Here is a 13,080-nt window from a genome sequence, read left to right as displayed (position 1 = left end):
GGCATAAACGCGCATTAATTTAAAAGCTTTGGGATGTCGATGTTTTTCTTTTAAAAAAATCCAAAAAAATGGATAGAAAATTACCAGTGAAAACCCAAAATATAAGGCAAAATATATTTTGTACAAAAAAATCAAAATTGTATGTACTAAACAAAATCAGGCACTAATACAGACCGTTTTTCATACTTATGTTCAAGTGTATTTTTGAATACCTCATTGATATTTGACATAGGGAACGTTTGTACAAAATCTTTTATTTTTAATTTACCCTCAGCAATTAATTGAACAACTTCCGGATACAACTCGGGTTTACAACCCCAAGTGCCAATTAATTTGGCATCGAAAGCCATTAAATTACTTAATCTTACTTCCAGCTTATTCATTGTAAATCCCACAATGCTTAAAGTAGAAGTGAATGTGATTAAATTAAATGCTAAATCCTGACCTGCAGCAGTTCCGGAGAATTCAAATATTTTCCAACCATATTTTGGCGCATTTAATTCTTTAGCTCTTTCTTTAACTTTGTTTTTTATTTCTTTAATGTTTAGTCCATTCGAATTTAATATAGCATCAACTCCATTTTTTTTAGCCTGAACTAATTTGTCCTCGTTAATATCAATTGCAAGAACTTTTGCTCCAAGTATTTTAGCAATAAGTGCTCCATAAACGCCAACTCCACCTACTCCAATTACGATTGCTAAATCCCCGCTTTCGATTTCGGATTTTTTCATAACCTGATAAGGCGTTGAAATGGCATCGGCAATTACAGAAACCTGTTCAAGCGAATATTCTGTTAAGATTTTATCCGGAACCAGACAAAGATATTTATGAGGTACCACAATATGAGAAGCAAAGCCTCCATGAAAATCATTTCCGGGCATTTTTTGATTTTGACACATATTACTTCTTCCTTTATTACACAATTCGCAATCACCACAAGGAAGCACAGCCGGTATAATTACATTTTTTCCAACTAATTGAGAAGGACCTTTTAAAACGGTTCCACTTATTTCATGACCTAAAGTGAGTGGCAACTCTTTTTTTGTTTTAACGCCTTCGTGCCAAAAACTCAAATCGGTATGACAAACACCACATCCGGCTACTTTTATCAAAGCATCATTTTCGGTAATTACAGGCATTTCAGTTTCAACTAAACAGAACTCTTTATTTAGTTCAGTCATTTGCCATTGTTTTAATTTTTCCATATTAGATATTTACATTTTCAAATAATATCGCAGTTCCTTGACCACCACCTATACAAGCCGAAGCAATTCCATATTTTATCCCTCGTGCGTTCATTTCACGAGAAAGAGTTAGAGCAATACGAGTGCCACTAGCCGCTAATGGATGACCAAGAGCTATGGCTCCGCCGTTTACATTACAAATGGACTGATCAATTCCTAATTCCTTGATACAACCTAAAGCTTGAGCAGCAAACGCTTCATTGATTTCAAACAAACCAATATCGGCAATAGATAAACCGTTAAGTTCAAGAAGTAACAGAATAGAAGGTACAGGTCCTAATCCCATCACCCTTGGGTCTAAGGCGCTTGTGGTTGAGGAAACTATTTTGCTTAAAGGTTTTAAATGATGAGCATTTACAAAATCTTTTGCTGCTACAACAACTGATGCTGCTCCATCTACAATTCCACTTGAGTTAGCAGCAGTTTGAACACCATCTCTCGCAAAAACAGAAGGTAATTTAGCCATGGAGTCTAAATCTGCCGGGCGTACATTTTCATCTATATTAAAATCTACTATTTTACGGGGTAAACTTACTTTTCGAGGATTTAAACCTTGTGCTTCAAAAACCACAGAATTCATTTTAATAATTTCTTCGTCAAAAAATCCTCTATCTTTTGCTGATAGATACCTGTCAATTGATTGTTTAGCAAATCGATCTGCTTCTTGTTTAGAAATAGAATATTTTTGTGCAACATTCTCTGCGGTGCAACCCATGGGAACAGCAGCCGTGTCATTCAAAGCTTCCCATAACATATCTACAAAGCCTGGTTTTCCTAAAACGTAACCCATTCGATTTCCAAATGCGGAAGTGGGTGAAAGACTCATATTCTCAGTGCCACCACATAAAGTTGTTTTCGCTTTACCCAAACTAATTTGCTCTGCACCGGCAATGATTGTTTCAAACCCGGAGCCACAAATGCGTTGCAACAGCAATGCAGGAACTCCTATTGGTATTCCTGAATACAAACCTATATGCCGCGGCAGAAAATAAGAATCAGCAGAACTCTGACCAATATTGGCGTACAATAATTGATCAATATGTTCTGGCGCAATTCCAGAATTAGCAATAGCCGCACGAGTTGCATAAATCCCTAAATCTGTTGGCGATATATTGGCGAGTGAACCGCACAATTTACCAAATGGAGTTCTTGCGCCATTTACTAAATAAATATCATCGTATGTAATACCGAATCCTTTTTGTTTATCGTGAAATCCTTTCATGTTTATTTAATATTAGATTTTGAATCAACCTTTTCAGTTGGTTGTAAATTTTTTTGTTTTAGCCATGCATCCCTTGCAATAATTGCGGCTCCCAAGGAAACAGCAAATTGAGGTTGCTCTATTATCTGTATATCTTTTCCGAATTTTTCATTCAATAACACTTTTAAATAAGGATGATAGGCAATTACTCCTCCAATCATGTAAGTTGGAATACCGGAATCTAATCGCATTTTAGAAACTCTGTTCGCTATCGAAATATAAATTCCCCTGGCAATATCTTCCATTTTCATTCCTTCAAAAACCCAATTCATAATTTCGGTTTTTGCAAATACAGTACAAAAACTATTTAACTCCTTATCATAGGAAGAAAGCTCAGCCATACCACTCATTTCGGAAATACTAATATTTGCTTTTTCAGCTATTTCTGCCAAAAACGATCCTGTACCGGCGGCGCATTTATCATTCATATAAAAATTCTGCACATTATTGTCTTTATCACAACGAATAACTTTAATATCCTCTCCACCAATATCGATGATGTTCTTTTCGCCGGGATGATTTAAGGAAACACCTGTAGCTGCACAATTTATTTCTGTTTTAATTAAATCAGTATTATTATAATGTTTTCGACCATAACCCGTAGCGCAACTGTATTTAATATTAAAACCGGAATTGATTGCTTGTATTACATTTTTAAAAGCATTTTTATCGTTATTTAGTGTGGGTAACAAATAATTGAATATAGGTGTGCTACTTTCATCAATTACGGTAAATTTAGCATAAGCAGATCCAAGGTCTAATCCTAAAAAACAATTTGCATTTTTATAAGTTGAACTATTTATTTTATTCAACGCTCCTTTTTCTAAAATCTTTTTATTTACTTCTCCGGCTGCACCCGGAATCCGTGAAATAATATTCTTGTTGGTCATGGCTTTAACCATATTGGTGAATGCCAGATTTAAGGAAGTACGTATATAATGTTTGCGACCATACTCAACAATTTTACCATTGAAATAATCAATTTCGGTTGGCCTATTTGCTATAAGATCGACGGCAAGAGAAGGAAAATGATCTCCTCCTTTTTTCAGATACCGCATACAATTACGTAAAAAATCATCAGGGAAACGAATTTTTTCAGATTCGGCAACTAAAATTCCTTCTGTGATAATTTGTTCAATTAGTTCAACAGTATCCTTATCAGCCATTGCTTCGGCCATGGTAAGTCTGCTCACGCCACAAAGTGGGCTTAACGAGGCGTTTAAAATTGTTTTTCCCATGCCCTCTTTGTTAACTCGAAAGAATCAATTGCTTTTGTTTCCAAATTAACTGAAGTTAATAACAAGGCCAGTTCTTTTGCTTTATCCGTAAGCGCATCATTAATCGAAGCAATATAATTTGGTGCTGTGAAAAAAGTAACTTTTGTACAATTAGGCGATATAGTATTCCCGGCAAAGTTTATCACCAATCTTAATGTTCTGTTTTCACCAAATCCGGCAACTAATAATTGCTCAACATCTATTCCATTTTGTGCTGATATAACAGTTAATTTATCAGTTATTAAACATTCAGCTTGCTTTACAGCATGTGCAGTATGATTTGATTTTAAAGAAAAGAAAATATAATCAGGCCCAAATTCCTTGAGTTCTGGAATTGTATGATAAACTTTAGAAAAACTTGCATTAGCTTTTATTACGTTTTCAAGTATCAATCCATCGTTCCTTATTTTTGTTGCTTTACCTTCATTTACTTCACAAAGGGCCACTTCACACCCAGCTTCTTGTAATTTAACAGCAAGAATCATTCCTACAGGTCCAATTCCTATGATTGCAACTTTATACTTTTTTCTTTCAGCTTCCATTCGAGTTAAACCTTAAGTTCTTGTAACTGCTCGATAAATGTCTCAACTTTAGTTATAGTTTGTCCTTCACTAAAAAATCTTAAATCACATAGATCCCCTTCTATCACCATTGACGGAATTCCAGTTAATTCTTTTAATCGTTGGGGCATTCCGAATTTTGCATTAGAATTATTAAAGCAGGTTTTCGTATCATGATAAATAATTCCATCAATTTTATATTCTTTGAGCCAATCGTACAACATTTTCATCTTCATTTTTTCGCTTCTATTAATGAAAATTTCTGTATAAGCTCTCGCAGTAGAATTCCATGGATCATGTTCATCAAATTTATCAAACACCCAGCTACTGCAATAGGTGGAAGCAACCACGGCGGCTCCATTGGATGTAAATAAATCGCTCATCATTCTAAGCTTTCCCCATATAGGCATTCCTTCCCAAAATATTCGTGTTTTTGTTTCAGGTAAAAAGCCTTTGTTATTTTTTACATTATCCTCTAATTCCTTGAGTAAACCGGTATAATAATCCTTTGCTATTTGAGTACCTCTTAAAACAACAATTGGACCCATATGTATAGTTCCATCAAAAAAGCTAAGCGGTGCATTATCGGCTATGGATGTTTTTAAAACTTTTTGCCATAATAATGTTGCCTCCTTACTTAAGCGAACTGTTTCCTTAAATTTTTCTAGATCAAACTTTTGTCCACTCACTTTTTCACAAGCCGGAATCATATTCTTGAATTGATTCACTACCAAATCCACCTCATCTTGACTAACCTCATCAACATGCCGCGGTGGCATAATTCCAACTATCGGGCACTTAAACTCATTGGCAAAAAACTGAAACCAATCTTGAACTTCTCTGCATTGATTTGTGTTGTATGCGATTAAATCAGGTTTTGGAATTCCATTTAGGCCATAATGACTTTTGAGAGGCGTTTGTTTTTTAAGATACGCACCTATGTCTGCCGTAGTATATGAACATACATGTCCGGAATAACCGCATTTGATTGCCTCGGGTATATGATCCATTGCTGTACGAGTAGCGCCAAGTAGGGCACCGTGATTTTCGGGAAAGTACACTTCAAATCCAAACGAACGCAAAAGTTCAGCCGGACCAACACTGGTGCACCAGGCGATTTTTTTTTCTCCTTTTTCCAATGAAAGAAAATAATCCTCCATTATTTTTTTCATCTCCCCCGTTGAATTTATTTTGTACATGGCTTTGCGTTTTTTCCTACACCTAATTCTATTACATACACTTCCTCTTCTACAGGCACATCATTTCCATAAAGTTTTAGTAAGTGTGATTTATACTTTTCTACTACATTCTTTGGCGCCACTTTAAGTGAAGGGGTTAACGTGTTATTATCAAAAGTCAATTCATCCCAAATAATTGCCGCTGATTTTACTTTAGAAAATTTTTTGTCCTATGCTGTCGTTTGCTTTTGCCAGGCAGCCGGTTAAGCACCGACCTAATTCATTTAAACTTCTTGGACAAAAACAGCCCTCTTCCGGAGATAATTGATAATCGGGTTTATTAAGTAACTTTTTATTTGGAAAAATTAGGGCAACAGGATGTTCTTCGCCACTACCGGCAACAATAGCATATTGAACGTAATGACATTTTAATTCTATTGCTTTTTCAAGATCGGAAGGAATTACCTTTTCACCATTAGATAATTTAAAAATCCTATCTTTTCTTGAAATAAGTTTTAAGCCATTTTCGGTAATATCCCCAACATCACCGGTTCTATACCAACCATCTTCTGTGAATATAGCTTCATTTGCTTCATCGTTTTTGTAATAGCTAACCATCACATTTGGTCCCTTTACTTGAATTTCATCATCTTCAGCAATACGTATCATAACGCCGGGAATTGGTTTACCCACCAAACCATTCTCTCTTTTTAAACTTGAATCGGTAAGTGTGCAACAAGGTGATGTTTCTGTCAGACCCCATCCTTCGATTACCGGTATGTTTCTTTTTTCAAATTCATTAGAAAGTTTTTCTGGTAAAGCGGCTGCGGCAGTAAAAATGAATTTTAACTCATTACTAAAAAGAGTATCATCCGCAATTCTGTTTTCGTATGTTAATTCTAGTAAGGATTGATACACTTTAGGTACACTAAAAAAAACAGTTGGTTTTACAATTTGCCAATTTTCAAGAATACTATTAGGATCTTTGCCATAGCTACTTTCTAAATAATAGGCGGCTCCATTATAAAGCGCCGAAAACAATTCGAAGATACCACCGAAGCTATGATGCCATGGCAGGTATGATAAGAATCGATCGTTTTTATCCAACTTCCAAATTTGTTTCAATGCTGCCTGTTGTGATAAAATATTTGCATGAGTAAGCTGTACACATTTAGGTATTCCCATTGTGCCGGAGGTATACATATTCAAACAAATTTCATTGGGTAATGCCTGGGTGTTTAATGAGAAAGCCGAGTCCGTTCTTTTTTGTGTAAGCTCATCAAATGGAAAAAGATTATTGAATCTTTCATTTATGACCGATTTATAAGTCCATATTCTTTTTAAAGGTAGATCTTCGCTTAATTGATCTAGTTGTTGCTCATCTGCTGCAATTAGATAGGAAGCATCTGAATGATTGATAAGTAATTCTGCTGTATCTTTTTTAAAGTTGGAAAAAATTGGAACAGCTATTGCTCCAATGGCCATGATGGCTAATTCTGCTTCCAACATTTTAATATTGTTTCTTGAGAAAAGAATAACTTTTTCCCCGGACATTAAACCAATCTTTTTCAGATTAAAAGCAATATTAAGAATTGAATCATAAAAATCTTTCCAAAGTATTGCAACATACTTTCCATTCGAATCCTTTTCAAAGAAAACAGGATCATTAGCAAATTGTTCTGCGTTTTGTTTGAGCAAAGTTGCAATATTCGGCAGAACCTCACTTAAATCTTTATCCGACTTTAATACTTTCATGCTACCTGATATTTTGTACTTACTGTATTTTAAGTTTTTATTTAAACAATTAATTACAGCTACTATGCTACTTGCAACTTTTTCTGTGTTTTTAATTTATAATATCTAAAACCGCCCCATAATGCTGCGCCAATTGCCCCTGAATAAATTGAATCGGTGTGCGTAACAAATTCCATACTTTTCTTTTTATTCTCAATTGATAATTCCTGAATAGCCTGAACCATTCCCACATTCATTCCCATTCCTCCTACTAAAGCAATAGGTGATTCTGCATTGAGTGAACCTAACAATTTTACCACACGTTGAGCGATTGAGATATTAATTCCCTTTACTATATTAGGAGTTGACAAACCTTTAGACACCAAATTAATAACATCAGTTTCGGCCAAAACGGCGCAAATCCCGGAAGGAACTTCAGGGTTATCAGCTTTAAGTGACATTTCCCCTACTTCTTCAATGGCTAAACCTAAATAGCGTGAAATATTTTCAATGAATTGTCCTGAACCCGACGCACATTGACCGGTCATTTTGTAATCCAAAACTTTCCCTCTATTGTCTACTTTAATTGCTCTCACATATAACCCACCCATATCAACAACCGTTTTAGCTGTTGGTGCAAAGTAAATTCCACCTCTTGCATGAGAAGTCATGGAGTAGAAATGTCCTGTTTTTTTCTCTACCATTTCTCCTTCACCGGTTGATGCCAGGTAAGAAATATCTTTATCATAATTCAAATTATTTCTTTCCAGAATCATATCAATTGCGTCTACTACCACATCTTTAGGATTTCTTTTCCTAATTTTTTCAGTTTGTTTATCGAGCAATTTATGATCACCATTTATATTGTCATACTCCATCAATACTACTTTCACATAACTACCTCCAACATCTACGCCCATGGTTTTAATTGTATTTCCCATATTGTATAATTTTAATGATAAATATTATTGTACTTCTTGTTTCTGGTTTGATTTTTGATTTGGTAAATCTGCGCTAATATTTCTTCTAGCAAACATAGCTCCACCTAAAGCTCCCATGAAAATTGAATCTGTGTGAATATTCATGGTTACTTCCCCATATGAATCTCTAACCATTTGTTTAACGTATTTTAAAACAGCCTGATTTCTAGCAACACCACCTGTAAACGTAAATTCATTTTTCACTCCTCCTGAACGCGCGATAAGCGACATAGCTCTTTGAACTATAGCTTTATGTAAACCTGCAAGTATGTTCGGACGCTCTTCTCCATTATGTAACAATTCTTTTACTTCGGCACCTGCAAAAACCGTACAAGTTGAGCAAATTGTTGTTTCTTTAGTAGCGCTGTTTGCTTCGGGCCCTAATTCATTCAATGACAAACCAAATTCATCTGCAATGTATCCCAAATATCTTCCACATCCTGCAGCACAACGATCGTTCATATGAAAACTGGTTACTAACCCATGCGAATCTACCTGAATTGCTTTGGTATCTTGACCACCGATATCCAATACAGTTCGGGTGTTTGGAAAAATGGCATGAGCGCCAAATGCATGACAAAGAATTTCTGATTTAATACAATCTTCGGGGAAAGGCAACAAGGCACGTCCGTATCCTGTTCCAACCATTTTGGCAATGAATATTTCTTCACCTGCAATTGACTCAATGTGTTCACGTAGAGAATACTCTACATTTTTGTAATTGTTTTTTACTGCATTTAATTCAGCATAATACCAATCTTCTTTACTACCATCCTCTTGTTCATCTACTAATCCTTTATATTTTTCTTCTAGCACAGCCATTGATTCAAGAACTAATTCTTTAAAATTGTACTGCACCATTTCATTTTCAACCGGTGTAATACTTTTATCAAACGCAAGCATTAAGGGTTCATAATATTCCTTACCAATTTCACTTACTTTCAAATTATATTTTTCACTTACAATATCACGAAAGAATTGATTCTTAGAACCCAAGTTGCCATATATAAATTCTGTCCTAATTTCGGGTCGGATAGTTTCAAGGATCCAATTTAATTTCTCAATGATATTATGTTTATTTTCATGCGTAAAATCGGAAACTGTTTTTTTGAGCATAGCTTCCATACTTTCCATTCTGCGCTTAAATTGCTGATATTGAAAAACAGTTCGAATATCGCTCATGTATTTTTTAAATTCAGGTTTGGCATCCATGTCTTGTTTTATTTTATTTGACAAGAGAGTAAATCTTGCATCATAAATCGCTTCTTCACGTGCAATATCTGCTGCCACTTTATAGTTAGCCCGGGTATTGGTTATACCTCTGCCAACTATCTCATCATTTTGATTTATAATTACTGCTTTTGATGTGGTTGAACCCAAATCAATTCCTAAATAATATTTATTCATGACTTTTTCAATTGAACGTTTAACTTATACGGTTTCTTTTTGTTTTATTTGCTTACGTTGGGCAAGCATTTGAAAATAAGATTCTAATCTGTTTTTAATATTGGAATAAGAAAAATATCTTGGATCTACCAGGTCTGATTCAATGAAGCCAACCGGCACTTCAAGTCTATCTTCTATTTCACGCATCATTGAAAGTTGACCTGCAGAGAAGGAATTACAACTTTTAATGGAATTGGTTATATAACCGTCGGCCTCATAATCTTTTATACATTTAGCTAAAAGATCAACACGTTGTGGTAAATTAAGATTCGTATAACAATTCATACAATACTCAGCTAATGCTTCCAACGGACGTTCGGGGTCATGTCTCCAACCCATATCATATACACCTCCAACCTTGGTATAGGATGAAGCAACAATCACAGCGCCCATATCGTAAAATAGTTTCCAGAATTCACGAAAACTTGTCCAATTCGGAGGACCTTCTACTACTAATCTGTATTTTTCTTCTTTCATCTCACCTTCCGGAGTTATAGGCCCTAAACCATTTTTAATTCTTTCCATAATTTCAGCGTGTAATTCTTTATAATAATTTACAGCTTCAATAGTACCCCTGAATCCGATATTTATTGGTCCGATATAATAAACACCGGCAAAATAAGCGTCTATTGGAGAAGGTTTATGTTTAGTTGTATCGAATATTTTTGCAATCCAATCGCCGGCTTCTTTTGAATACTGAAGAATCTTTTTCAGCTTATTTTCATCGTATTTAATGCCACTCACTTCTTCCATTACAGGGATTACTTCTTCCTTCAACTGCTTAACCATATATTGAACCATTTCCGGTGTCATTTTTGCGTTTTCCTGATAAGGAGTATGCAACATAATAACTCTAGCATTGGGGTATTCACGTTTTAAAGTTTCGAACCACTTCATAAAAGTGAAACATCCTGTATAACTTAAAAGAAGAACGTCAGGGGATGGTAATTTTTGTCCGGTTGGTCCTATATTTCCTTTCATTAACATACCTACATCGCATTTCACATAAGTACAAACATCTTCGGAGTGCGCGTGTTTTTCAGCTTCTTTAATATAAGAAGCAGATTTCTTACGCATTGCGCTTTGCAAAGCATTAATCTCTGGATAAACCGGAAGCATATCAAATGTTCGAATTAATTCCGACAAATTTCCCGGCACAAAAGTATAGCACACTTTTTTTCCGGTTTCTTGTACCCTTGCAAGATCATTGAATAAACCTTCTACCATGTCCTTCTGAAGGATCATGCTTTTTTCTTTTTGCGCTTCTTGTGACATTTTTTGAGATTTTATTTATTTATCAAAACGGTTAATGGTTCATCTTCCCACAATTTTATAGAATCGGAAAAAGCTCCTACCTGTTCTTTAATTACTTTAAATTGATTGATATTTTCGCTGAACTGAAAAGCAATATATCGAATACCTAATTTATTGAATGCGTTTTGGAAAATTGGCGCATCCAGTAAACTAGGATCGCAAAAACTAGCTGATGCAAAAATGACACCATCTGCTTTTCTATCCTTTACGATTTTTGCTAATCTGAATTCCTTAGGGTTATGGATATCATAAATTGAGGACGAATACTGACTTTGTTTTAAAAATCCGTTTGCAATTGCCTCCATTGGTTTATTTGATTCTGAATCAATATCGCGCAAAATCATTCTAGAGCCTAACATATAATCATCATCCACAACATAACAACCTGCCTCTTCAATAGCTTTTATCAAACCAATAGCGGGTTGTTCGCAAAAAGCACCGGAAATAACTACTTTAACTTTATCCTGAACAGAACCAATATCTTCTTTAATAATAGTACATACTTTTTCGAGAATTGCATTATGTTCTTCAACCGGTATCACGGTTCCGGCTCTCAAAATATAATATACTTCTTCCATAGTAATTCTCCATGGAAATTCTTGTCTAATGGAGTAAATTGTTTCTATCAGCTTACGATTACGATTGTATAAAGAAATAGAGTGATTCAATTTTTCTTTAGTCACTTCTACTTTAGTAAGATTGGTTAAATAATCAATTACATGTTGCATTTCCTGTTGGTAAAAAACGCCACCAATATTTGGAGAAAAATTTTGTGGGAAATCAAAATACTTTATGAATTGTCCAACTTTAAGTTGTCTGAAAATACCAGATAAATTTCTTATTACATCACAAATAGAAGGAAATACAAACCCATCAAAAGTATCAAAATGTTTATCGAGCGCCATTTCAATTATGCTCCGGGGTATATGGCAAATGTAAGATTGGTAATAAGCATCCCCCTTTATTATTTGCTTTCTATCACCCCCGCCAAATATTCCAACCGGTAAGGCACCCGCTGCATGGGCTATTTCACGAGGAAAGTAAATTGGCATATAACCAACAATTGCACGACCACTTTGTTCGGATTTCCACCTTTTAGCCCTGGTAAAATTAAGGTCAAACGATAATTTTTTACACTCATTAATGATTTCACTAAGTTTTTCCATAGAAAATTATTTTAAACAACTTACACCTAAAAAATCTCCATTTTAATTATACCACAAGGTATATAAGTTGAAATATTAATTTTATGATTTGAATCATACAATTGAGCACTTAATAAAATTAACTTTAAGTAATTAGAATCCCATATCTTTTTAATTAAAATGAATTATAAACATGGCCATTAAAACAGCAATAGTAACCGGAGGTGGACGTGGTATTGGCTTGGCCATTACAAATAAATTACGCCAGCACAATTATCATGTTTACATCGTTGATCTAAGTTTCGATAATCCTGAAGAAGATTTGAAAAATAACACAAAAGATTTCACGTTTATTAAATGTGATATAACAAAAAGCGATGAAATTAACGAAGTATTTAAAACCCTTAAATTAAATCATCAACAATTAGATTTATTGGTAAATAATGCCGGAATTATTAGGGATAACATGATTTGGAAAATGCCGGAAGAAGATTTCGATAATGTAATACAAGTTAATTTAAAAGGAACATGGTTAATGTGTAAAGAGGCCAGTAAAATAATGAAGGAACAAAAATTTGGGAGAATGGTAAATATTGCTTCAAGAGCTTGGTTAGGAAATCGTGGACAAACAAATTACGCAGCTTCCAAAGCCGGTGTTATTTCTTTAACCAGAGTTTTGGCACTTGAGCTGGGTAAGTATAATATTTTTGTGAATGCAGTTGCGCCAGGATTAATTGATACAGCCTTATCAAGAGGGTTAGAACCAAATGTACTACAATCCTTAATAGAAGCGCAACCCTCTAAAACGATAGGTAAACCTGAAGATGTAGCTAAAGCAGTTTATTTTTTAGGTTCGAACGAATCTGATTTTATTACCGGTCAAGTACTTTATGTTGATGGAGGTAAAAGTATTGGCAGTAATTTTATTTAATAATTACAAA

At 34.7% G+C, this 13,080-nt stretch carries 11 protein-coding genes; 1 reads left to right on the top strand and 10 read right to left on the bottom strand.

Going from position 1 to position 13,080, the window contains the following annotated elements; translation table 11 throughout:
• Nucleotides 1–146: 146 nt before the first annotated feature.
• The 10 genes from had to bcrC all read right to left on the bottom strand — a co-directional run bounded on the left by had (nt 147) and on the right by bcrC (nt 12,160).
• On the bottom strand, nt 147–1,205 hold the full coding sequence (had, locus tag IPM51_01675) for a 6-hydroxycyclohex-1-ene-1-carbonyl-CoA dehydrogenase (protein ID MBK9283009.1): 1,059 nt from the start codon (nt 1,203–1,205) through the stop codon (nt 147–149).
• 1 nt (nt 1,206) lies between these two features.
• On the bottom strand, nt 1,207–2,466 hold the full coding sequence (locus IPM51_01670) for a thiolase family protein (GenBank protein MBK9283008.1): 1,260 nt from the start codon (nt 2,464–2,466) through the stop codon (nt 1,207–1,209).
• Nucleotides 2,467–2,468: 2 nt separating this feature from the next.
• Nucleotides 2,469–3,743: a hypothetical protein gene (locus IPM51_01665; GenBank protein ID MBK9283007.1), complete on the bottom strand. Its 1,275-nt coding sequence runs from the start codon at nt 3,741–3,743 to the stop codon at nt 2,469–2,471.
• Entirely contained in the window at nt 3,725–4,324 is a 600-nt protein-coding gene (locus IPM51_01660) for an FAD-dependent oxidoreductase (protein MBK9283006.1), read from the bottom strand. Before IPM51_01660 ends, IPM51_01665 begins: the two co-directional genes overlap by 19 nt.
• 5 nt (nt 4,325–4,329) lie before the next feature.
• Complete coding sequence (locus IPM51_01655) at nt 4,330–5,541, bottom strand: 2-hydroxyacyl-CoA dehydratase (protein ID MBK9283005.1); 1,212 nt, start codon at nt 5,539–5,541, stop codon at nt 4,330–4,332.
• A gap of 192 nt (nt 5,542–5,733) precedes the next feature.
• Complete coding sequence (locus tag IPM51_01650) at nt 5,734–7,275, bottom strand: AMP-binding protein (GenBank protein ID MBK9283004.1); 1,542 nt, start codon at nt 7,273–7,275, stop codon at nt 5,734–5,736.
• A gap of 62 nt (nt 7,276–7,337) precedes the next feature.
• Entirely contained in the window at nt 7,338–8,195 is an 858-nt protein-coding gene (locus tag IPM51_01645) for a benzoyl-CoA reductase subunit D (protein ID MBK9283003.1), read from the bottom strand.
• A 24-nt stretch (nt 8,196–8,219) separates the two neighbouring features.
• Nucleotides 8,220–9,641: a benzoyl-CoA reductase subunit A gene (locus IPM51_01640; protein ID MBK9283002.1), complete on the bottom strand. Its 1,422-nt coding sequence runs from the start codon at nt 9,639–9,641 to the stop codon at nt 8,220–8,222.
• A 24-nt stretch (nt 9,642–9,665) separates the two neighbouring features.
• Entirely contained in the window at nt 9,666–10,955 is a 1,290-nt protein-coding gene (gene bcrB, locus IPM51_01635) for a benzoyl-CoA reductase subunit B (GenBank protein ID MBK9283001.1), read from the bottom strand.
• A gap of 11 nt (nt 10,956–10,966) precedes the next feature.
• Entirely contained in the window at nt 10,967–12,160 is a 1,194-nt protein-coding gene (bcrC, locus tag IPM51_01630) for a benzoyl-CoA reductase subunit C (GenBank protein ID MBK9283000.1), read from the bottom strand.
• Between the two features lie 172 nt (nt 12,161–12,332).
• Between bcrC and IPM51_01625 the strand changes: the two genes are divergently transcribed.
• Nucleotides 12,333–13,070: an SDR family oxidoreductase gene (locus IPM51_01625; GenBank protein ID MBK9282999.1), complete on the top strand. Its 738-nt coding sequence runs from the start codon at nt 12,333–12,335 to the stop codon at nt 13,068–13,070.
• Nucleotides 13,071–13,080 lie beyond the last annotated feature (10 nt).

It is taken from the genome of Sphingobacteriaceae bacterium, from assembly GCA_016715905.1.
Taxonomy (GTDB): domain Bacteria; phylum Bacteroidota; class Bacteroidia; order B-17B0; family Aurantibacillaceae; genus Aurantibacillus.
This window is presented reverse-complemented; position numbering and strand designations above follow the sequence as displayed.